20 protein-coding genes and 1 tRNA gene are annotated in these 20,474 nt (G+C 69.5%); 11 read left to right on the forward strand and 10 right to left on the reverse strand.

Translation table 11 applies throughout. The features are described from left to right. Positions 1 to 118 precede the first annotated feature (118 nt). The gene (locus I4J89_RS27535) at positions 119 to 670 is read right to left on the reverse strand and encodes a type 1 glutamine amidotransferase domain-containing protein (protein WP_196416991.1); all 552 of its coding nucleotides are present in this window, start codon (positions 668 to 670) and stop codon (positions 119 to 121) included. A 43-nt stretch (positions 671 to 713) separates the two neighbouring features. Continuing rightward, the gene (locus I4J89_RS27540) at positions 714 to 1,172 is read right to left on the reverse strand and encodes a DUF2231 domain-containing protein (protein WP_196416992.1); all 459 of its coding nucleotides are present in this window, start codon (positions 1,170 to 1,172) and stop codon (positions 714 to 716) included. A 395-nt stretch (positions 1,173 to 1,567) separates the two neighbouring features. Between I4J89_RS27540 and I4J89_RS27545 the strand changes: the two genes are divergently transcribed. The 5 genes from I4J89_RS27545 to I4J89_RS27565 all read left to right on the forward strand — a co-directional run bounded on the left by I4J89_RS27545 (position 1,568) and on the right by I4J89_RS27565 (position 4,349). After that, complete coding sequence (locus I4J89_RS27545; protein ID WP_196416993.1) at positions 1,568 to 2,014, forward strand: DUF6232 family protein; 447 nt, start codon at positions 1,568 to 1,570, stop codon at positions 2,012 to 2,014. 192 nt (positions 2,015 to 2,206) lie between these two features. Continuing rightward, positions 2,207 to 3,118 carry a helix-turn-helix domain-containing protein gene (locus tag I4J89_RS27550; protein WP_196416994.1) on the forward strand — a complete coding sequence of 304 codons (912 nt, stop codon included), beginning with the start codon at positions 2,207 to 2,209 and terminating at the stop codon, positions 3,116 to 3,118. A gap of 55 nt (positions 3,119 to 3,173) precedes the next feature. Beyond that, positions 3,174 to 3,368 (forward strand): DUF397 domain-containing protein, encoded by a 195-nt coding sequence (locus I4J89_RS27555; RefSeq protein WP_196416995.1) that lies wholly within the window; start codon positions 3,174 to 3,176, stop codon positions 3,366 to 3,368. A 205-nt stretch (positions 3,369 to 3,573) separates the two neighbouring features. After that, a complete protein-coding gene (locus I4J89_RS27560) occupies positions 3,574 to 3,774 on the forward strand; it encodes a DUF397 domain-containing protein (RefSeq protein WP_196416996.1) in 201 nt (66 codons plus the stop codon). After that, positions 3,771 to 4,349, forward strand: coding sequence for a DUF6226 family protein (locus I4J89_RS27565; protein WP_230859687.1), 579 nt, complete (start codon positions 3,771 to 3,773; stop codon positions 4,347 to 4,349). The genes I4J89_RS27560 and I4J89_RS27565 overlap by 4 nt, the downstream gene beginning before the upstream one ends. Positions 4,350 to 4,359: 10 nt before the next feature. On the opposite strand, the gene I4J89_RS27570 is transcribed toward I4J89_RS27565, so the two are convergent. After that, positions 4,360 to 5,520: a geranylgeranyl reductase family protein gene (locus tag I4J89_RS27570; protein ID WP_309238503.1), complete on the reverse strand. Its 1,161-nt coding sequence runs from the start codon at positions 5,518 to 5,520 to the stop codon at positions 4,360 to 4,362. Positions 5,521 to 5,577: 57 nt separating this feature from the next. Here I4J89_RS27570 and I4J89_RS27575 point away from each other — a divergent pair, with 57 nt between their 5' ends. After that, complete coding sequence (locus tag I4J89_RS27575) at positions 5,578 to 6,771, forward strand: MFS transporter (protein WP_230859688.1); 1,194 nt, start codon at positions 5,578 to 5,580, stop codon at positions 6,769 to 6,771. A gap of 396 nt (positions 6,772 to 7,167) precedes the next feature. Here I4J89_RS27575 and I4J89_RS27580 read toward each other — a convergent pair. Next, positions 7,168 to 7,244: transfer RNA gene (locus I4J89_RS27580), tRNA-Thr, on the reverse strand. Positions 7,245 to 7,326: 82 nt separating this feature from the next. On the opposite strand from I4J89_RS27580, the gene I4J89_RS27585 reads away from it, so the two are divergent. Continuing rightward, positions 7,327 to 9,051: a metallophosphoesterase family protein gene (locus tag I4J89_RS27585; RefSeq protein ID WP_309238504.1), complete on the forward strand. Its 1,725-nt coding sequence runs from the start codon at positions 7,327 to 7,329 to the stop codon at positions 9,049 to 9,051. A gap of 9 nt (positions 9,052 to 9,060) precedes the next feature. Here I4J89_RS27585 and I4J89_RS27590 read toward each other — a convergent pair whose 3' ends face one another. Continuing rightward, on the reverse strand, positions 9,061 to 9,900 hold the full coding sequence (locus I4J89_RS27590; protein WP_196416999.1) for a PSP1 domain-containing protein: 840 nt from the start codon (positions 9,898 to 9,900) through the stop codon (positions 9,061 to 9,063). A gap of 170 nt (positions 9,901 to 10,070) precedes the next feature. On the opposite strand from I4J89_RS27590, the gene I4J89_RS27595 reads away from it, so the two are divergent. Further along, the gene (locus tag I4J89_RS27595) at positions 10,071 to 11,708 is read left to right on the forward strand and encodes a hypothetical protein (protein WP_196417000.1); all 1,638 of its coding nucleotides are present in this window, start codon (positions 10,071 to 10,073) and stop codon (positions 11,706 to 11,708) included. A gap of 70 nt (positions 11,709 to 11,778) precedes the next feature. Here the strand turns inward: I4J89_RS27595 and I4J89_RS27600 are convergent, their stop codons facing one another. From I4J89_RS27600 to I4J89_RS27610, 3 genes are read right to left on the reverse strand one after another with little or no spacing between them, the layout of a single operon-like run. After that, positions 11,779 to 12,387 carry a hypothetical protein gene (locus I4J89_RS27600; protein ID WP_196417001.1) on the reverse strand — a complete coding sequence of 203 codons (609 nt, stop codon included), beginning with the start codon at positions 12,385 to 12,387 and terminating at the stop codon, positions 11,779 to 11,781. Beyond that, entirely contained in the window at positions 12,387 to 12,683 is a 297-nt protein-coding gene (locus I4J89_RS27605; RefSeq protein ID WP_196417002.1) for a hypothetical protein, read from the reverse strand. The genes I4J89_RS27600 and I4J89_RS27605 overlap by 1 nt, the downstream gene beginning before the upstream one ends. Before the next feature lies 1 nt (position 12,684). Next, on the reverse strand, positions 12,685 to 13,011 hold the full coding sequence (locus I4J89_RS27610; RefSeq protein WP_196417003.1) for a YbaB/EbfC family nucleoid-associated protein: 327 nt from the start codon (positions 13,009 to 13,011) through the stop codon (positions 12,685 to 12,687). 209 nt (positions 13,012 to 13,220) lie between these two features. On the opposite strand from I4J89_RS27610, the gene I4J89_RS27615 reads away from it, so the two are divergent. After that, entirely contained in the window at positions 13,221 to 14,417 is a 1,197-nt protein-coding gene (locus I4J89_RS27615; protein ID WP_196417004.1) for a DNA polymerase III subunit delta', read from the forward strand. A gap of 582 nt (positions 14,418 to 14,999) precedes the next feature. Then, positions 15,000 to 16,268: an SGNH/GDSL hydrolase family protein gene (locus I4J89_RS27620; protein ID WP_196417005.1), complete on the forward strand. Its 1,269-nt coding sequence runs from the start codon at positions 15,000 to 15,002 to the stop codon at positions 16,266 to 16,268. Positions 16,269 to 16,271: 3 nt separating this feature from the next. On the opposite strand, the gene tmk is transcribed toward I4J89_RS27620, so the two are convergent. Continuing rightward, positions 16,272 to 18,365 carry a dTMP kinase gene (tmk, locus tag I4J89_RS27625; protein WP_196417006.1) on the reverse strand — a complete coding sequence of 698 codons (2,094 nt, stop codon included), beginning with the start codon at positions 18,363 to 18,365 and terminating at the stop codon, positions 16,272 to 16,274. A gap of 233 nt (positions 18,366 to 18,598) precedes the next feature. Between tmk and I4J89_RS27630 the strand changes: the two genes are divergently transcribed. Continuing rightward, positions 18,599 to 19,804, forward strand: a complete 1,206-nt coding sequence (locus I4J89_RS27630; protein WP_196417007.1) for an amino acid deaminase/aldolase — start codon at positions 18,599 to 18,601, stop codon at positions 19,802 to 19,804. 19 nt (positions 19,805 to 19,823) lie between these two features. On the opposite strand, the gene I4J89_RS27635 is transcribed toward I4J89_RS27630, so the two are convergent. After that, positions 19,824 to 20,453 carry a TetR/AcrR family transcriptional regulator gene (locus I4J89_RS27635; RefSeq protein ID WP_196417008.1) on the reverse strand — a complete coding sequence of 210 codons (630 nt, stop codon included), beginning with the start codon at positions 20,451 to 20,453 and terminating at the stop codon, positions 19,824 to 19,826. Positions 20,454 to 20,474: the final 21 nt, after the last annotated feature.

The raw sequence follows: 20,474 nt of genomic DNA on the forward strand, positions 1-20,474 counted from the left end.
CCCCGGGGGGCCACCAGGGGGGGCCGCGGGGGGGGGGGTTTACTGGGGGGGGGCGCCGGGCCGGGGCCGGGCGCCACAAGACTCTTCCTAGGCGTACAAGAAAATTGGTTTTGATCTTTTAGGCCGGCTGCTGGGCCGCGATGCGCTCGACGACGGCCTCGCAGAAGGCCGGCAGGTCGTCCGGCTTGCGGCTGGTGACCAGGCCCTCGTCCACGAAGACCTGTTCGTCCACCCAGGTGGCGCCGGCGTTGACCAGGTCGGTACGCAGGCTGGGCCAGCTGGTCAGCGTGCGGCCGTCGACGACGCCCGCCTCGACCAGCGTCCACGGTCCATGACAGATGGCGGCCACCGGCTTGCCCGCGGCGAAGAAGTCGCGGACGAAACGCACCGCGTCGGCGTCCATCCGGAGGAAGTCGGGATTGGCCACTCCGCCGGGCAGGATCAGCGCGTCGTAGTTGCTCGCGTCGGCGTCCTGCACACTCTTCTCCACGCGGTACGTGCCGGCCTTGTCCAGGTGATTGACGGCCTGGATCTCACCGTCCTTGATCGATACGAGTTCCGCAGTTCCGCCCGCCGATTCCACGGCCTTGCGCGGCTCGGTGTACTCGATCTCCTCCACGCCGTCGGTCGCCAGGAAAGCCACGCGCTTTCCCTTGATCGATGCGGTCATCGTGTGCTCCTTCCGGATACCCGGAGTACGTCGTGATCAGGCGTCAGTAATTCCGGTTCCCGGTAGCGGCACGGGCAAACGCCGGCACCTGTCCGGTCGCGATTTTGCCGCCGAACCAGGCGCCGTATCCGGCCAGCGCCAGAGCCATCAATTCGACGACGAAAAGCCCGCCGCTGACCACGCGTTCGGGATCGCGCACGCGCAACATCGAGATGACCGTGAAGATCACCAGTACGCCTTTGTTGATCAGGCCACGAAGGACGCCGAGGCGGCGTGCCCCGGAGTGGCGCACGAACATCACGTCGACAGCGCCCGCGAGGGTCGCCAGCAGGCCACCGATCAGCCCGGCGATGACGTTCCAGTAGGCCAGCGCGCCAAGAATGCTAGGTCCACCCAGCAAGTCCGCCATATCGAACATTACGGCCATCGCGAAGAGGCCCAGCGGGAACATCACCAGTATTGGCTGGACCGCCTGACCCGCGACCCTCAATCGGCTCTCCATCCGACTTCTGCCTCCCCACCTGCATAAATACAGGTTCGTCGCGGCTACGAGGGAGGCCTACCCGATCGATCCAGGGCTGAAACGCCGCCGCTCGGGTAAGACCGCTCACCCCTCACCGGACCCGACAGCTTGTACGCATTCTGCAACATGGCAGATTGAGTGGTGGCGAGTCGCCTGGTGGCGTGTTCTACTGAAGGCAGAGCAACGAAAGGGCGGAGCTGGAGGGAGAGTCAACAACGGCACCCGGCGGCAAACGGGTGCCGTTGTCCGCCTCTGGCGGCTCCCGGCTTCACAATCTCCGGTAGTTGCGTCATGAGCGAGGCGGGGACGTTCTCTCGCGCCAATGGTGGCCCGCTCTTCTCCTCCTCGCAAGGAAAAGTGAAGAGGAGTTCGCCATGCGCACACGTACCTATTACGACATGCACGACGCCATGGTGACCAACGACCAGTTCGTCTGGCATACCAGTTCCGGACAGTTGGTTTTCCACGTTCAGCATCTGCGTAATGTCGGCCTGGTACAAACGCCGGCGCGCACCCGCCCGTACGCCCCGGCCGTGGCCGGCGGCATCCTGTTCACCGCGATCGCCGGCTGGGCAATCCTCGCTCACCCCGCGGTGTACGTGATCACCTTCCTCGCCCTCGCCACACCCGCCGCAGCCGTCAGCTGGCGGGAGCCCCGCCACTGGGAATTGCACGCCCAATACAAGGGCGATGCCGTGGTCCTCTACTCCTCGCCGGACGAACGCGTGTTCAACCAGGTGAGCCGCGCCCTCCGCCGGGCCATGGAGGACACCCCTCGCTCCCCGCGGCCCTCGCTGGGCTATGGCCTAGCCGCCGCCTGAGAGGCCCGAGCGAGAACCTATCGAGTGAAGTATCTATTCGATCAAAACCCCTACCTGGCGCCTGTCGTTCTGATAGGACAGTAATCTAGGATGTCGGCGACCTCGCTACCTGCCAGTTGGCTGTTAGCGAGGTTGCAGATAGCAGGATCATCACTACTCAGCGTAATACCTGACTTCGACGATGAAGGACTCATGGCTGAGGGCGACTCGCCTACGATCGCGCGCCGACGGGTGCGTCTCGCGCTCCGAGAAGCGCGAGAGCGAGCCGACCTCACGCAACTGCAGGTCGCCGAGGCGATGGAGTGGTCGCTCAGCAAGGTGATCCGGATCGAGAACGGGGATGTCAGCATCTCCCCGAACGATCTGAAGCCGCTGCTCGCCTATCTCGGGATCAAGGACAAGGGCACTGTCGCGGAAATGCTCGCCGACACCCGTATCGCCCGTACCCGGCAGCGACAGGCGTGGTATCAGTCGTCCGAGTTCCGCGATCATCTCACCGACTCCTCGCGTAAGCTGATCGAGTACGAGAGCGAAGCCACGGAGATCCGTTCGTATTCGATTTACTTCATTCCGGGTCCCCTTCAGACCGCCGACTACTCGAGCGCGTTGATGGCCCGTTTCGAGGACGAACTCAGTGAGGAACAACGCCAGTGGCGCCTCCGGGCTCGGAAGCTGCGCCGCGAGGCGCTGCTCGCCCGGGTCGGTGACGGCCTGCAGATCTACCTCATGGTCGACGAGTCGGTGCTGCGCCGCACCATCGGCGGCTCCGAGGTGTTCGCCGCGCAGCTGCGCGACCTGAAGAAACACGCCGAGGCGGGCCGCATCCGGATTCGGATGGTGCCGTTCTCCCTCGATGCCTCGGTGACCAACAACGCGAGTTTCGACCTGCTCATTCTGGGCGAGGGCGAGGTGCTCTACCGGGAAACCGGCCTGGGCGACGAAATGATCGAGGACCGCGAAACAACCGCGAAACACCGCGCTCGTTACGACAAGGTCTGGCACGAGGTCGCCGATGAGGCAGACACAATCGAATTCATCCGGCGGCAGATAGAGATCCTTGAAGGTGGGGCGACCGATGGGCCACCTCGGGACAATGATGGATAACCAAGGCCGTGGCCGCCTTCGCCGGCGCGGCGCCAAAAATCGTGGAAGGTCCACAATGGGAGAGAACAACGTGCCCGCATGGCGGAAGAGCAGCCGCTGCGGAACGTCAACCTGCGTCGAGGTTGCCAAGGTCGACGACCAGTACCTGATTCGCGACTCGAAGAACCCCGAGGCCGCGACCCTCAGCTTCACCAAGGCCGAGTGGGACGCGTTCGTCGAGGGGGTCAACGCGGGAGAGTTCCGCTTCTGACGTCGTCGGCCCGCCCGCTCTGCGCATTCGATTCGACGCGGGGCGGGCCGGTCAAAAAATACTCACAAAATTCGTGCACCATCATAAATTGACGCCGCATACCTCACATTTGAGGTGATAAGCGGCGTCGATTGATTTTCATTCATCCGTTGGGTTCGGCTCATTCGCATACCGTGGAACCGAACCGTCACGGAGGTGCACACAGATGATCAAACCGACGGATGAGCCACGTTGGCGTCGTAGCGGTCAATGTTCCACCGGGGCCTGCGTCGAGGTAGCCAAGGTCGGAGACCACTTCCTCGTCCGCGATTCCAAGGAGCCCGGCGGCACCCCACTCGCCTTCACCAAGGCCGAGTGGGACGCGTTCGTCGCCGGGATCAAGGCCGGAGACTTCGGTTTCGAATGACTCCGCTTCTGCCGGAGGAGCAGGGTGTCGCGGGCCGAGCGCGGCATACTGCAATGGTGGACGGCTACGCGCACGCCACCGACACCGACCGCTTCGCGTTGCTGCACGAGGCGGCCGACGACCTGCTGGACGAGCTCACCGAGCGCTACCAGGTGGAGCGCCGGGAAAGCAAGGAACCGCTCGGGCTCGATGACGCGCTCGTGCGGACCGTCCGGCTCATTCCCCGCGTACCCACCGCGGCACCGCTGGCGGTGCACTTCACCGACCCCGGGCTGATCCTGCGCCTCGGCCGGTGGTGGGAGGAGTCGCTACCGGCCTGTGCCTGCGACACCTGCGGTGAGGACCCCAAGGAACTGGCGCAGAAGTTGCACACCCACGTCGCCGCATTGACCGAGGGCGGGCTCTGGGAACGCGTCCGTCGTGGGTTGGGTGGATCCTGGTTCGAGACCAGGCTGATCGGCACCGGAGTGAAATCGGACCGGGAAGGACCGCTGTCCGCGGCCGGAGCCCGGGACGCCCGGCGCGGCGGATTCGCCGCCCCGGTGCAGTGGGCGCCGTGGCAGATGCGCTCCTGATCCGTGCCGACTAATCGGCGGCCGGCTGCGCTCGTGTGGGCCGGCCGCCGAGCATGCCGACCGCGGCCCGGATCGTACGGCTCCGCAGCACCCGGTGCATCGAGATCTCGCCGCGACAGAAACCGGTGAACGCCCGCCACCCGAGCGGGCTCGCGAACGCCGCGTGCACCAGTCCCGGATGGCGCCCGAACAGGCCCAGCAGTCGGCGGCCGGCCGCCATCTCGGGTGCCAGCCGCTCGGTCACCATCCGGTCGTACGCGGCGAGGTCACCGTCCTTCGCGGCGACCTGACCGGCCCAGGCGCCGGAGCGCAGCGCGTAGCTGATGCCCTCCCGGGTCCACGGCTCCAGCAGACCGGCCGCGTCACCCGCGAGCAGCACCCGTCCGCGGCGCAGCGGGGCGGCCGCCGCCCGGCACCGGGTCAGATGCCCCGAGTCGCGCACCACCGACCGGTCAGCGAGACCGTGCCGGGCGACGAAGTCCGAGAGGTATCGCCGAGTGTCGGCGCCCCGGCCCTTCTCCATGATCACGCCGACGGTGAGCTGGTCGTCCTTCGGGAAGACCCACCCGTACGAGCCGGGCACCGGGCCCCAGTCGAGCAGGAGACGGCCCCGCCAGCGCGACCGGTCCGCCTCGGTCGCCGCGAGTTCCACCTCCAGCCCGAGATCCTGCTGGTCGAAGGTGACGCCGACGTGCCGGGTACTGACACCGGCCGAGCCGTCCGCGCCGATGACCACGCGAGCCGTCACCTCACCGCCGCCGGCGAGACTTACGGTAGCCGTACGCTCGCTCTGGGAAACGGCCCGGACCAGACTGTTTTGCCGGACCGTCGCGCCGGCCTGGACCACCGCCCGATACCAGGCGTGGTCGAACTCGTCGCGACGCACCATGGTGACGACCGGCTCGCCCGGCGACCGGCGGGTGAACTCACGCCGGCCGTCATGGGTGAAGGTAACCGCGTTGATCGTGTCTCGGGCCGGCACGCGCAGGTGCTCCGAGGTCATCCGCAGGGAGATCCCGAGCAGCCCGCCGCCGCAGGTCTTGTAGCGAGGATGCTCGGCGCGCTCCAGCACCACGACCCGTGCCCCGGCGGACGCCGCCGCGTGCGCGGCCGAAAGCCCTGCTGGTCCCGCCCCGATCACCGCGACGTCCCACTCCGGGTTCTCCACCACGCAAGAAGTTTAGATACCGTCTTCCGTGAACCTTCCTCACTATTCCACGGGGCACACTTGAGCACAGCCGTCGCGACCGACCAGCGGGCCACCCGCGCCGTCTACGTCGCTTTCACCTTCCTCGGCGTGGCCATGGCCAGTTTCGCCGCCCGCATCCCGCAGATTCGCGACGAACTCGACCTCACCCCGTCCCGGCTCGGGCTGCTGCTGCTGGCCATCGCGCTCGGCTCCATCACCTCGCTGCCGCTGGCCGGACAGATCGTCGGGCGGTTCGGCTCACGGCGGACGGTCGCCGTGATGGCCGTCCTGCTCGGTGCGTCGCTCTCCGCGGTGGCGATCGGATACCAGTTCGGGGTCGTGCCGGTCGTCATCGCGCTGTACCTGTACGGCTTCGCCACCGGAGCCTGGGACGTGGCGATGAACGTGCAGGGCGCGATCGTGGAACGCCGCATCGGTCGGTCGATCATGCCGCGCTTCCACGCCGGCTACAGCGTGGGCACGGTCGCCGGCGCCCTGGCCGGCGCGGGCGCGGTGGCGGTCGGCGTCTCGGTCACCGCGCACGTCACCGCCTGCTGCGTCCTGGTCACGATCGCGGTGGTGGCCGCGGTACGCCAGTTCGTGCCGGACGACGACGCCGAGCCGGAAACCGGCGGCGGTGGTCTCAGCCGGACGCTGGCCACCTGGCGAGAGCCGCGCACCCTGCTCATCGGCGTGTTCGTGCTGGCCTTCGCGTTCACCGAGGGCGCCGGCATCGACTGGATCAGCGTCGCGATGATCGACGACTACGACACCTCGGCGGCGGTCGGCACCCTGGCGTTCGCGGTGTTCCTCGCCGCCATGACACTCGGCCGCTGGTACGGCCCCGCCCTGCTGGACCGCTACGGCCGGGTGCCGGTGCTGCGCGCTCTGGCACTGACCGCGCTCGCCGGCCTGGTGCTGTTCGTCTTCGGTTCGGTCACGCCGCTGGCGTTCGCCGGTGCTCTGCTGTGGGGGCTCGGGGCGTCGCTGGGCTTCCCGGTCGGGATGAGCGCGGCAGCCGACGAGCCGGCCAAGGCTCCGGCTCGGGTGGGGGTGGTCGCCTCGATCGGGTACTGCGCGTTTCTTGGCGGGCCGCCGTTGATCGGGCTGCTGGGGGACCATATTACGGTGCTGCGGGGGTTGCTCGCGGTGGCGGTTTTGTTGATTCTGTCGATTGCGTTGTCGCCGGTTCTGCGGCCGCCGGCCGAGCCGGAAACGCGCGTCATGAGCTGACAGGATTCCGCTGGCTGATGGCGGACTACTCGATCACTTGAGTCACCGGGTGCCTCGCCAAACAGACGGTGCATCGAGGGATCGCCGGATGCAACCACCCGGTCCACAGGTCGTGCGCCCAATACGCTTGGGCATCCGCTGGGATGCAATCGGGACGTCGGCCTACTCGGCCCGCGTGGGCACGGGACTTCCCGGTGCCCACGAAGTAGATGTCGCTGTAGTCATCCCGCATCGGTGCATCGTCGTAGGTTCGGGCTTTGAGGGGATCAAGGCTCTCAAACCAGATGGTCAGGTCGTCCTCGCTGGTTGCCATCTAGCAGCGACCTCCGCGGTTGTGGACCCTGGACGTCGACCTCGACAAAGGAGAAGCCCAGGTCTATGACCTGGGCTTTCTCATGGAGCCGCCTGACGGAATCGAACCGTCGACCTACGCATTACGAGTGCGTCGCTCTAGCCGACTGAGCTAAGGCGGCAACGAAGAGTCAGTGTACGGCATCGACGATCCACCCCTCGCAGGGACGCCTGATGTCGTACGCCCTGACTAATGTGCAAGGCGTGGCAATCGCTCCCCGGCAGCGCCCCGCCGAGTCCGAACAGACCGTGCCCAACCGACCGCGCAGCCTGGATCCGCAGGAGCTCGGCTTCACGCCGAAGGGACCGATCGGCTGGCTTGCTCCGTTATTGCTGCTCAACACCGGGTTGCGGGCTCTGCTCGCGATCCTCTTCGGGGCGTATCTGGACAAGCGCGAGCTGCAGAACGCACTGGACGGTGAGTTCTTCGATCACTCCGCGACCGCGGACGGTGACATCTGGCTGGACTACGTCGCCGACCTCGGGGACGGGTTCGACGCTACGTATTCGGTGGCGTACCTGTTGGCGCAGCCGGAGCTGGAGGTGGGCGGCGAGCGGCTGCCTCGCGGGCGCCTGCTGCTGATGGGCGGCGACCAGGTCTATCCGCTGGCGAGCGGCGACGGCTACGAGAACCGGATGAAGGGGCCGTACCGCGCGGCCCTGCCGGAGGCGCCGGCCGGGATACCGCGACCTACGCTTTTCGCCCTGCCGGGAAACCATGACTGGTACGACGGGCTGACCGCTTTCCTGCGCCTGTTCGCCCGGCGGAAGGATGGCCATATCGGCGGCTGGCGGACGGAGCAGCGCCGGTCCTATTTCGCGGTGAAGCTGCCGGCCGACTGGTGGCTGTTCGCCGTGGACGAGCAGTTCGGGGCGTACATCGATGACCCGCAGCTGCTCTATTTCGAGAAGGCGGCCCGGGAGGTCGGGCCGGACGACCGGATCATCCTGATGACGCCGTCTCCGACGTGGGTCAAGGCCGTCGACAACCCGGAGGCGTACGACGCGGTCGACTACTTCATCCGCACCATCCTGGCGCCCACGCAGGCGCAGGTCCGGGTGCTGGTCTCCGGGGATCTGCACCACTACGCGCGGTACACCGGGGAGGATCGGGAGCTGATCACCTGCGGTGGCGGCGGGGCGTACACGTTGGGCACACAGAATCTGCCCGAGCAGATCACCGTGCCACCCCGGGAGACGTTGACCCGGAGCCGCAGCCGCAGCCGGGCGTACGATCTGGCGGCTCGCTTTCCCGATGAGCCGACCTCGCGCCGGTGGAGCTGGGGCGTTTTCCATCGCCTGCCGCGGCGCAACGCCGGGTTCGCCACGATGCTCGGGATCATCCAGACGCTGACCATGCTGGCCATGGCCGGGGCGGCCAGCCAGGGCGGGAACATCCAACGGCTGTTCAGCATCCCGCTGGTGCTCATGCTCGTACTGATCATGGCCGGGACGGTTCTGTTCGCGAGGCCGCCCGGCGCGGAGTCGGACAAGCACGCCCGGCACTGGATCCTCGGGGTGGCGCACGGGCTGGCGCAGATCGGCCTCGCGGCGGCCGGCACCTGGGTCTGGTTGCAGCTGCCGGCCCGGGACTGGCCATGGCCGGGACCGCTGGTCGTGGCGGCGGTCGCCTACGGTCCGCTGATCTCCGTCCTGTCCACCCAGCTGTGCGCGTTGTACCTGCTGATCTCGGGCCGGTTCGGGGTGAACCTCAACGAGCTGTTCGCCGGGCAGAGCATCGAGGACGGCAAAAGCTTCCTGCGCATGCACATCGACGCCGACGGCGCCCTCACGATCCACCCCATCGGTGTCGACCGGGTCTGCCGGAAGTGGGCCGCCGACCCGGGGGGAGATTCGCAGGCGCCCTGGGTGCGCCCGCAAGAGCCGCTCGCCGCCCGCCGCATCGAGGAGCCCATCGTCATCGCCTGACCGGCCTGGTCAGCCCTCGCCGTAGTGGGCGTCGTGGGCCTGGCGTGGGCCACAGACCGAGGCCCGGCTGCAGGAGCAGCGGGATCCGTCCGCGTCGAGCCGGACCACGACCGAGTCCTTCGGCACGCTGTGTGCGACGACCCGGCCGTCGCCTTCCGGCGTGGTGACACGGGTGCCCACGGCTGGCGCCGACGCCTGGAACTGCTGATACAGCGGGTGTTCGTACTTGAGGCAGCACATCAGGCGCCCGCAGGCGCCGGAGATGCGCAGCGGATTGAGCGGCAGGTCCTGGTCTTTCGCCATCCGGATGGTGACCGGCTCGAAGTCGGTGAGGAACGTGGCGCAGCACAGGTCCCGGCCGCATGAGCCGATGCCGCCCTGTACCCGGGCGGAGTCGCGGGCGGAGAGCTGGCGCAGTTCGACCCGGCAGTGCAGCGTCGCACCGAGATCCCGGACCAGGGATCGGAAGTCGACCCGGTGCGGCGCGGTGAAGTAGATCGTCGTCCGGGCGTTGCCGCCGCCCTGGTCGAGGACGTGGTCGACGGCGACGACCTTCATCGGCAGCTCGTGCGCCTTGATCAGCTTCTTGGCAGCAACCTTCGCTTCCGCCTTCCGTTTGCGCAGCAACTCGTCCCGGTGCAGGTCCTGCTCGTCGGCGAGGCCGACCACCTTCGGAAAGCCCGAGGTCTCCTCGTCGACCCATTGCGGCGCCCAGACGCACTCCGCCACCTCGGGGCCGTCATCGGTCGGCACCAGCACGCGATCTCCGACAGCCGGCGTGAACCCGTTCGGGTCGAGGTAGTAGAGGCGGCCATACCGGTTGAAACTGACCGCGCACAGCATGCCCATGCGACCAACCCTACGACCGCCGGGCAGCTGCACCAAATGCCGGATTTGAACTACCCGCGAGGGTTGTCGCATAGATGCAGCGCAACCGCCCCAATCGACCGTCGTTGGCCAGTCCCGTAGACGCCGCCCTTTTGACGCCGTCCCTGCGGCACCCCCCGAAAGGAACTGCCATGACACCCGCCAGGTCGATGGCCGCCAGCGTCGCTGCGCTGGGGTTCGCGAGCACGCTCGCCGCGCCGATACCGGCCTTCGCCGCACCCGTCCTAGCCGCGCCTGCGCCCTGCGAGCGGATCGAGCACTTCGCCGCGCAGTCCGGGGCGGAGATTCTCCGGGTCAACCGGCTCGATCTCGGGCCGTTGGCGGGTGCCGCCCACCGGGACGGGCGCGAGCCCGATACGTCGAAGGACGTGCCGCCGCGCAAGCGCCACGGCGCCGCGGACGCTCCCCGTCTGTCCGACCGGGAAAGCGATCCAGAGAACGACAAGCCAGACCGCGAGCGCACTCCCGCCTCAACCGAAACCCAGGACGAAGCCGAGGAGCCGTCCGCCGATGCGGACCCGGCGAGCGGTTTGTTCGCGGGCATGGACTTCGCTGACGACGCCGGCGCGAGTTTCGCGCCAGCTGCCTGGTCACCCCAAAACCAAGGCAATCGGGTACGCCCAGACAAAGGCGCCCCGCAGTCGATCGGTGGTGTCGGGCTGGGTGACGCCCGGAGTGTGCTGATCGCCGACGGGCCGGTCAATTCGGCGGCCGCCGCCCGGGTGTTCGACGGCCGAGTCGCCGGGTCGTCCAGCCGGAACGACCTGGTGGTCCAGCAAGCACCGCCGAGCAGCCAGAAGCCGACGGTGCGAGGTACCGGGGAGAAGCGGTTCGGGCCGCTACGGGCGGGCGCCGGTGAACTCACCGCGCACGCCCGGTGGACCGACGACATGACGTGCGCCTCCGCCGATGCCCCGGCGTCGCGATCGTCGACCGAACTCGACCGGATCACGGTCACCGGGGCGGGCAGTGACTCGCTGCTCGGCGTACCGGAAAAGATCTCGGGCCGGAGCGAAACCGCGGTGCGGCAGCGCGACGGCCGGCCGGAGTCGGTCGCCTGGGCGACCATCTCCGCCGGCCGGATCAGCCTGGCCGACGGCGCCGTCCGGATCCGGGTGGTCCGGGCCCCCGAGCTGCGGGTCAGCATGCCGCCCTCAGGGAAGGGCGAGGTCAACTACCGCCCGGCGGTCGTCGAGGTTTCCGAGCGGAACGGCCGGGTGAGGCGGCTCACCACAGCGAGTGACAGCGTTGACATCACGGTGAGTGACAAGGCTCGCGGGCTGGAGTCGTTGCCCGCATTGATCGAGCCGATCGCGCCGCTCCCGTTGCCGGCTGTTCCCGGACTCCCCTCGTCGAGTGAGCCGGAATCGGCTCCGGCGCCCGGCATAACCGAGGGAACGCGGCTGCGTGTCTCGCTCGGCGACGTGCGCCACGCCACCAAGGGCGGCGCCATCGCGGCTCGGGCCACCGCGATCAAGGTTTCGCTGGTCCGCGACGGAGATCCGGAACGTACGAAGCGCGGCTACCGACCGTCCCCGGTGGTCGCCGACCTCGGCATCGGCGTGCTCGAAGGTGCCGCTGTGGCTCCGGTTCCGGCCGCGCACGGCCAAGGAGTCTCGTCCGCCGGAGCCGGAGCCGGTGGGGGTAGCGCCGGGTTGCCGATCACCGGGCCGGGGATCGTCACGTTGATCCTGGCGGGCGCGGGTCTGCTGATCGGCGGCGCCGCCGCGGTCGTCATGGGCTCCCGGAGACGCCGAATCAACTCTTGATGGGGCGGGGCGTGCGGACGGCCGCGGCAACGGCCGTCCGCATCCGCCACAGTGGAATTTCGGGGGGCGATCAGACGAGCAGGGCGTTCTGCAGCGCGGCGGACTCGTCGAGCAGTTGCTCACCGCGGTCGTAGTTGTCGGCGACCGTACGCAAGAGCAGCGCGGCGACCTCGGCCGCGGCACTCGCCTCCTCGTCCGGTGTGAGCTCGCCGGCCGACAGGGTCACCGCTTCAGCGGAGCCGAGGACCTCGGCCAGAGCCATCGCCAGGTCCCCACGAGTACGGCGCATCCACTCGGCGAGGGCGTCACCCAGGTCCGCGGTGGCACCCATCCGGTGGCCGAGGCTGTCCGGCCCGCCGTTGAGATGTACGGCAGCGCGGCGCCGCGCCTGCTCATACGCCTCGGCGGCCTCCCCGGACCAGGTGTCGGCAACCGGCAAGGCGTCGGCCAGGTCGGCATAGGCACGGGTGTAGTCCCGCAGCTCCGGCATCGACTCGAGGACGGCATCGGGCCGCAGGTCGCACACGGCCCGCACCGCGTCACCGGGAAGCAGCCGGACCCGGCGCAACTCGGCCCAGACCCGATGCCCCTCCGGAGCACCCACCACGGAAAGCACGCTGTCGACCCTGTCCAGCAGCGGGCCCGCGGCCTCGACCAGCTCATCCAGACGGTCCGCCATCAGAGCCCTCGCTCGAATCTGCGGCGGACCGCGTCGTCGGTGGTGGCGTAGTGCCGGCCGCTGGACCGCACGGAGCCGGCCATCTCGGTCAGGCTCTCGGCAGCGTCAGCCGCCTCCCGCGCCCGGGCGGCGAGCACCGCTGTCCAGCCCGCGTAGAGGGCCCGGCCGATCCGGCCCGGCCGCCCCGAGTCGTCGGCGCCGAAGGCCGCGGCGGATGGCACGAGCGCCGGGAGCCGTCGATCCATTGTGGCCAGAGCAGCAGCCGCATGGTCGATCTGATCGGCGAGTCGATCCATGTCAGTGCCCCTCCAACCGGCGAAACGATCCGAACACTTCGCCGTGCAATTTCTCCCGCGCCCAGCGGGCGGCTTCCGCCGCACTGGTCACGACGGTCCGGATCTGTCGGGCGAACTCGGAGGCGTCGCGGTGGCGAAGGCCGCCGTGTATGCGAACGTCCACGATCTCGCCGGCCGCCGTGACGACGACCTCGATCGACTGGTCCGGGGAGTGCACCGACACGGAGTGCGCGACGACTGCTCTGTCGAACTCGGCACGTAACTTCTCGATCCGCCGATAGCGATCGATCGCCTCATCGATCCACACCTCGTCGATCTCGCGGGCCATTCATGGCTCCTCACCGCGCGTCATCCCACCGTCGCGTTCCGGGATCAGACCGTACCGGTTGCGGTGACGCTCCCGCTACGCCGCGAAGTCCCTTGTGGATAACTCGGTTTTGGCCACGCGTTGTGACATAGATCACCACACTGATCACGATCGGTAGCAGGCCGGCCTCCGGTCCGTGTCTTGTCGGACCCGCGCAATACCATCGTCGGATGAGTCGGCATGACGTCTTCTCGGAGTTGGTCGGCCAGGACGAGCCGGTCGAGACCCTGCGCTGGGCCGCGAGCGCGGCCGCCAGGGTCGTGGCGGGCGAGCCCGGCGGCGGGGGGATGACCCATGCGTGGATCTTCACGGGGCCACCCGGTTCGGGCCGTTCGGTGGCGGCGCGCGCGTTCGCGGCGTCGCTGGAGTGTGAGCGCGACGGCACCGGCTGCGGCGAGTGCCACGGTTGCCACACCGCGCTCGGGCGGACACATGCAGACGTGCGCTTCGTCGTGCCGGAAGGGCTGTCCATCGGGGTCAACGAGATGCGTGCGCTGGTTCTGCGGGCGGCGACCGCCCCGTCCGGCGGCCGGTGGCAGGTGGTGGTCATCGAGGACGCCGACCGGCTCACCGAGGCCGCCGGCAACGCGCTGCTCAAGGCGATCGAGGAGCCCCCACCGCGGACGGTCTTCCTGCTCTGCACCCCGTCCACCCATCCGGACGACATCTCGGTGACCATCCGCTCCCGCTGCCGGGTGGTGTCGCTGCGTCAGCCACCCGCCGACGCGGTCGCCGAGGTGCTCGCCCAGCGGGACGGGGTGGCGCCGGACGTGGCGTCCTGGGCGGCCGCGGCGGCCCAGGGACACGTCGGCCGGGCGAGGCTGCTGGCCGCCGATCCGGAGGCACGTTCCCGGCGTGAGGCGGTGCTCTCCGTGCCGCGCCGCCTGACCGGCGTCGGCGCCTGCTTCGAGGCGGCCGCGGCCCTGATCGAGGCGGCCGAGGCCGAGGCGGCCGCCTCGGTGATCGACAGTGACGCCACCGAGCGGGCCGCACTGGAGCAGGCACTGGGCGCCGGTGGCACCGGGCGCGGCGCCGCCGGTGCGATGCGGGGCGCCGCCGGGCAGATCAGGGATCTGGAGAAACGGCAGAAGTCACGGGCCACCCGCGCTCAGCGGGATGCGCTGGACCGGGCGCTGGTCGACCTGGCGGGTTTCTACCGGGACGTGCTGATCACCAATCTGCGAGCGCCGGTGGCCGTCGTGCACGGTGATACCGCCGGCCAGGCGGAGGCAGCCGCGCAGAAGTGGTCGGCGGAGAGCACGCTGCGGCGGCTGGAGGCGGTGCTCGCCTGCCGCGACGCCATCGAGCAGAACGTCAAACCCAAGATCGCGGTCGAGGCGATGATGGTCACCCTCTGGCGCGGCTGAGCAGCCGAAACACCCAGCCGAGCCGCTAAGGGCGCAACTCAGCCGAGCGGTGCACGTAGGCCGGGCAGTGCATGTAGGCCGGGCAGTGCACGCAGACCGGGCAGTGCACGCCGGCCGGGCAGTGCACGCCGGCCGGGCAGTGCAGGCCGGCTGAGCAGTGCAGGCCGGCTGAGCAGTGCAGGCCGGCTGAGCAGTGCAGGCACCGTGACCGTGCCGGCGGACGGTGCCGGCACGGCCACGGTGCGACCCCTCTCCCGGGCCGCTCTGGGACACGCCGCGCGAGCAGGTGCTCCAGTGTGCTGGAACTCGGCACGATGCGCGGTCCGCTGATGCGGCACACCGGACGCCGTGGTGACGATGACCTGGCCACCTCGGCAATCCGGCGCGCCACCCGCGAAACTTCCGAATTCCGATGCCGAAATTAAGCACAACAAGGCCGTCGCGTCAACCGGATGCCATCGATAAGCGTCGCAGGCTGAACAACCGCGACCAGCGTATCGGTGAGACCTTGACGACGCCGGACGGGCGGCTCTACGTTACGGGAGCTCGATCGTCCGGTTTCCGAAAGTTTCGGAGTGCCTCATGTCGACTCGTCGCGAGATCCTGGCCCTCGCCTCCGGTACGGCGCTGGCCGCCGCGGCCGTGCCCGAGCCCGCCTTCGCCGCCGGCCGTGCCGACGGCTGGGTCGCGACCTGGGCCGCCGTGCCGACGACGATCCCGCCGGGAGATCCGCTGGTGCTGGCCGACCAGACGGTCCGGCACGTGGTGCACACCAGCATCGGCGGTGATCAGCTGAGGATCCGGCTGACCAACGAGTTCGGCGCGACCCCGCTGCGGATCGGCGAGGTGCACGTCGCGGTCCGGGACGGCTCGGGTGCGAGCACCGACGCGGTCGCCGGCACCGATCGGCGGGTGACCTTCGGCGGGCGTGGCGCGGTGACCGTGCCGGCCGGGGCACCGCTGGTCAGCGACCCGGTCCGGTTGCCGATCAAGGGCGGGACGGACCTGGTCGTCAGCATCCATCTGCCGGAGTCCACCCCGGTCACCACGCTGGCGGCCTTCGCCTTCCAGGACAACGTGGTCGCGAGCGGGAACGTGACCGCGGCCCGCCGGGTCACCCCGGTCCGGACCGTGGGGCAGGTGCTGTTCCTCTCCGGGGTCAGCGTGCGCACCCACGGCGCGTCGATCGTCACGCTCGGCGACTCGATCACGAACGGGGCGAACACCGAGACGAACGCCAACCACCGCTGGCCCGACCTGCTCGCCGCCCGGCTGCGCGCGGCACGCGTCGAGCGCGGTGTGGCGAACGTCGGCGTCTCCGGAAACCGGCTGCTGCACGACCCGAATCCGCCGGCCGGCAGTGCCGCGGAGGCGTTCGCGGCGTATTTCGGGCACAGTGCGCTGCGCCGATTCGATCGGGACGTGCTCGCCCAGCCCGGCGCGGCGTACCTGGTGGTGCTGATCGGGGTCAACGACCTCGGTCACCCGGGCACCGTCGCTCCGGCGAACGAGGTGGTGTCGGCGGAGGACTTGATCTGGGGGCACCGCCAGTTGATCGCTCGCGCGCATCAGGCCGGGCTGCGGGCGTACGGTGCGACGATCCTGCCGTTCAAGGCCGACACGCTCGGCTTCTACACCCCGGAGAACGAGCGCAAGCGGTCCGCGCTGAACTCCTGGATCCGTACGTCCGGCGAGTACGACGCCGTGATCGACTTCGACCGGGCGGTCCGTGACCCGGCTGATCCGCTACGGCTGGCCGCCGCCTACGACAGCGGTGACCACCTGCACCCGAACGACGCCGGGATGGCCGCGATGGCCGCCGCGATCCCGCTCCGCCTCTTCCGGAATTAGTCGCTAGGGACGGCGACGGGTCTGCGTGTCCTCGTCGTCGTCGATACCGATCAACTCGGCCATCTCCTCCAGCACAGGCGCGTCCGGGATGTCGGTGTCCGGGGCGGCCGCCGGCGGCACGGTCTCCGGGTACGCCGCGTCCATGGCACTGAGCAGCCCCGCCAGTCGCTCGGTCACCGTCTCGGCGATCTCCTCGACCGGCCGGGCCGCGTCCAGCACCAGGTACCGCTTGGGGTCCGCGGCGGCGAGGTCGAGGAACGCGTACCGCACCCGCTCGTGGAAGGTCCGCGACTCGCTCTCCAGCCGGTCGGTGCCGGCGCCACGGGAGTCCACCCGGTTGAGCCCGACACCGGGGTCCACGTCGAGCAGGACGACCAGGTCGGGCTTGAGGCCGCCGGTGGCCCAGGCGGAGAGCCAGGAGATCTCCTGGACCGGGAGGGTACGCCCGGCACCCTGATAGGCGAGCGACGAGTCAACGTACCGATCGCTGATCACGACCGCGCCCCGTGCCAACGCCGGCCGGACCACCGTGGCCACGTGGTGTGCCCGGTCGGCGGCGTACAGGAGGGCTTCGGCCCGGGGTGACGGGGCGTCGCCCTTGTCCAGGACCAGGCCACGGATCCGGGAGCCGACCGGGGTGGCACCGGGCTCCCGGGTGACCACCACGTCCCGTCCCTGCGCCTGCAGCGTCTCGGCGAGCCGGTTGACCTGGGTCGACTTGCCGGCACCCTCACCGCCCTCGAACACCACGAAAACACCGGCCCGGACGAAGGTCTCCGCCGGGGAGAGCGGGCGGCCGCGCACCGAGCCCCACAGGTCGGCAAGCACCGGTACGCCGCGTTTGTCGTCCATCTGCCGGAACGAGCCGATGCCGACCCAGATCCCGATCGCGCCCGCCACCAGCAGCAGCACGCGGGTGGCCGAGACGTCGAAGCCGACCGGCCCGAGATCGACCCGGCGCGAGCTACCCAGCCCGACCAGGAAGCCGGAGAGGGTGATGGCCAGCAGCAGCACCATCCGGACGCCGATCTGCACCACGGCGAAGACCCGCCCACGGAGCTCGTCGGCGATCTCGCCGTAGAGCAGGGTGGTACCGGCCAGGAACGCCATCCCGGCGCCCGCACCGACCAGCAGGGCACCGACCAGCGCCATGGAGAGGTGGAAGGCGAAACCGAGGAACATCACCGAACCGCTGGCCAGCACGATGCTCATGCCGAACCAGCGGCGCCGGGAGAGGTCCTTCACGATCATCGGCCCGAGCCCGATGCCGAGCGCCAGGCCCATGAAGATGACGCCGAAGAGCAGCGCGAAGGCGGCCTCGCCGGCGCCCAATGAGGTGGCGAAGGTACGCGCGGCGCCGATCACCACACCGCCGGCCGCGAAAGCACCGAAGATGCCCAGCACCAGGCCCCGGACCAGCGCGGTGTGCCCGATGAACTTCCACCCGTCCAGGAACTGGCGGGTCATGCTCTGCTCGGCGGCCTTCGCCCGTTCCGGCGTCTTGCCGCCGATCTCCTTGATGCCGAAGAAGACCACCAGCGCGGTGGCGAGCCGGGCCAGCGCGTTGATGTAGAGCGCCAGCTGCACCGGTTGGGCCCAGTCGGGCAGCGACACCCCGGACTGCTGCACGCCGGCGGTGAGCGCGGAGAGCGCCAGCGCGGCGAGGATCGGCGTGATCCCGTACGTGGTGACCAGCGTGAGCTGGTTGGAGATCTCGATCCGGCTCTTCGGGATGAGGTTCGGAACCGCGGCCTCCTTGGCCGGGATCCAGATCAGGGTGATCGTCTCGCCGATGAAGGTGGCGATGGTGGCCCAGGCGACGGTCAGCGCGGCCGAGCCGCCGAACAGCGGGACCAGCGGGATCGACCCGTAGATGACGAATCGGAGCAGGTCGGTGATGACCATCGTGTAGCGCCGGTCGAACCGGTCCGCGAACACACCGGCGATCGGGCCGAGCAACAGCGCCGGCAGCAGGCGTACGGCGATGGTGCCGCCGAACGCCGCGCCTTGGGCCGCGGTGTTCTCGAACTGGGCGGAGGCGAAGAGGGCGGTGGCCAGCAGGCCGATCCAGTCGCCGAACGACGCGGCGGCGAGCACGAGCCAGAGCCGGCGGAAGCCTCGCAGCCGCAGGACCGACCGGAGCGCCGCCGCACCCGAGAGGTCGACGGGCCCGCTGTCCTGGCGATTTTCGCTGTTGATGGCCCCTACCTCCCGTGGTCACTGCTCGGAGCACTGTAACCGGCCGCCGCAGCTCACTGAGCTCCACACATACGGGTAGAACGGATGTGAATGCCTTTCGCATTGCCCCGGAGGCAAGTTACCGTGCTCGCGTGCTCACGGACCGCACTGCCCTGCGTCAGCGACTCGAAAAGGCCACCGACCACCTGGAGACGCCGCTCGCCGCGGTGGACCTGGCCGCCTTCGACGACAACGCCGATCAACTGACCGCCCGTGCTGCGGGCAAGCCGATCCGGGTCGCCAGCAAGTCGGTGCGCTGCCGCACGCTGCTCGAACGGGTGCTGTCCCGCCCCGGCTGGCGCGGCGTGATGGCGTACACGCTGCCCGAGGCGATCTGGCTGGTCCGCTCCGGCGTGACCGATGACGTGCTTGTCGCGTACCCCACCGCCGATCGGACCGCGCTGCGGGAGCTGGCCTCGGACGCCGCGCTGGCCGCCGCCGTGACCGTCATGGTCGACCACCCGGCCCAGCCGAATCTGATCGACCAGGTCGTACCGCCCACCGATCGGCCGGACATCCGTCTCTGCCTGGACTTCGACGCCTCCTGGCGGCCGGCCGGTCCGCTGTACGTCGGCGTACGCCGCTCGCCGGTGCACTCGGCCGCCCAGGCCGGTGCCCTGGCCCGCATGCTCGCTGACCGGCCCGGATTCCGGCTGGCCGGCATGATGTCCTACGAGGCGCACATCGCCGGCGTCGGCGACGACCCGCCCGGACAGGCACTGCGCGCCCGGCTGATCCGGCTGATGCAGAGCCGGGCCCTCCCCGAGTTGCTGGCGCGTCGCGCGGCGGCGGTCCGGGCCGTACGCGAGCATGCCGACCTCGAGTTCGTCAACGGCGGCGGCACCGGCAGCGTGGCCGCGACCAGCGCCGATCCCTCGATCACCGAGGTGACCGCCGGTTCCGGCCTCTACGGCCCGGCGCTCTTCGACTCGTACCGGAGCTGGCGCCCGAACCCGGCCGCGTTCTTCGCGCTCTCGGTGGTCCGCCGCCCGGCACCCCGGATCGCCACGGTGCTCGGCGGCGGCTGGGTCGCCTCCGGCACCGCGGAGAAGTCCCGCCTGCCGGCGCCTTACCTGCCGGAAGGGCTCGAGTTCAAGGCCGACGAGGGCGCCGGGGAGGTGCAGACACCGCTGCTCGGCGCGGCGGCCGAAGAGCTGCGCCCCGGCGACCGGGTCTGGTTCCGTCACGCCAAGGCCGGCGAGCTGTGCGAGCACGTCAACGAGTTGCAGCTCATCGACGGCGAGACAGCGACGCCGGCCCCGACCTACCGCGGAGAAGGCCGTGCCTTCCTGGGCTGACCGTTCGAGAACGGCGAGCTCAGGCGTCCACGTGCCGGTGCAGGTACTCCCGGATCAGTGCCTTGGCCTCGGTCAGCACCGCCTCGTCACCGTTCGCGTCCCGGCGGAACGCCAGCTTGATCAGCGCGTCGGCGGCCTCGACCGAGATCTGCAACGCGAAGCGCAGCCGGATCCGGTCGATCAGCTGGAACTGCTCGACCAGCAACTCGGCCAGCCGCTCGGCGATGACCGCGTTGTTGTCCCGATCCGAGTCCAGCAGGTGCAGGTCGACCACGTCACCGAAGTGCAGCGTCCGGAAGCCCGGGACACTGCGGTGCATGCGGATGTACGCGTCGATCGCCGCGTCCACCGCGTCCCACCAGTGAGTGAACGTCTCGCTGGCGAACCGGTCGGAGAGACTCTGCAGGTAAGCGTCCATGTTGCGCAGCGCGAGGGCCTGAACGATGGCCCGCTTGTCCGGGAAGAACTGGTAGACCGAGCCGATGGCGACCTCGGCTCGCTCGGCCAGCAGCGTCGTGGTCAGGCCTTCATACCCGACCTCGTCCACCAGCTCGGCGCAGGCGTCGAGCATGCGCTGTACCCGGGCAACGCTTCTGCCCTGCACCGGAACCCGCCTCAGCGGACCGGTGCTGACGGTTGGTGTCGACACGCGTCGCCACTCCCTCTCAGC

It is taken from the genome of Actinoplanes aureus (assembly GCF_015704865.1).
GTDB classification, from domain to species: domain Bacteria; phylum Actinomycetota; class Actinomycetes; order Mycobacteriales; family Micromonosporaceae; genus Actinoplanes; species Actinoplanes aureus.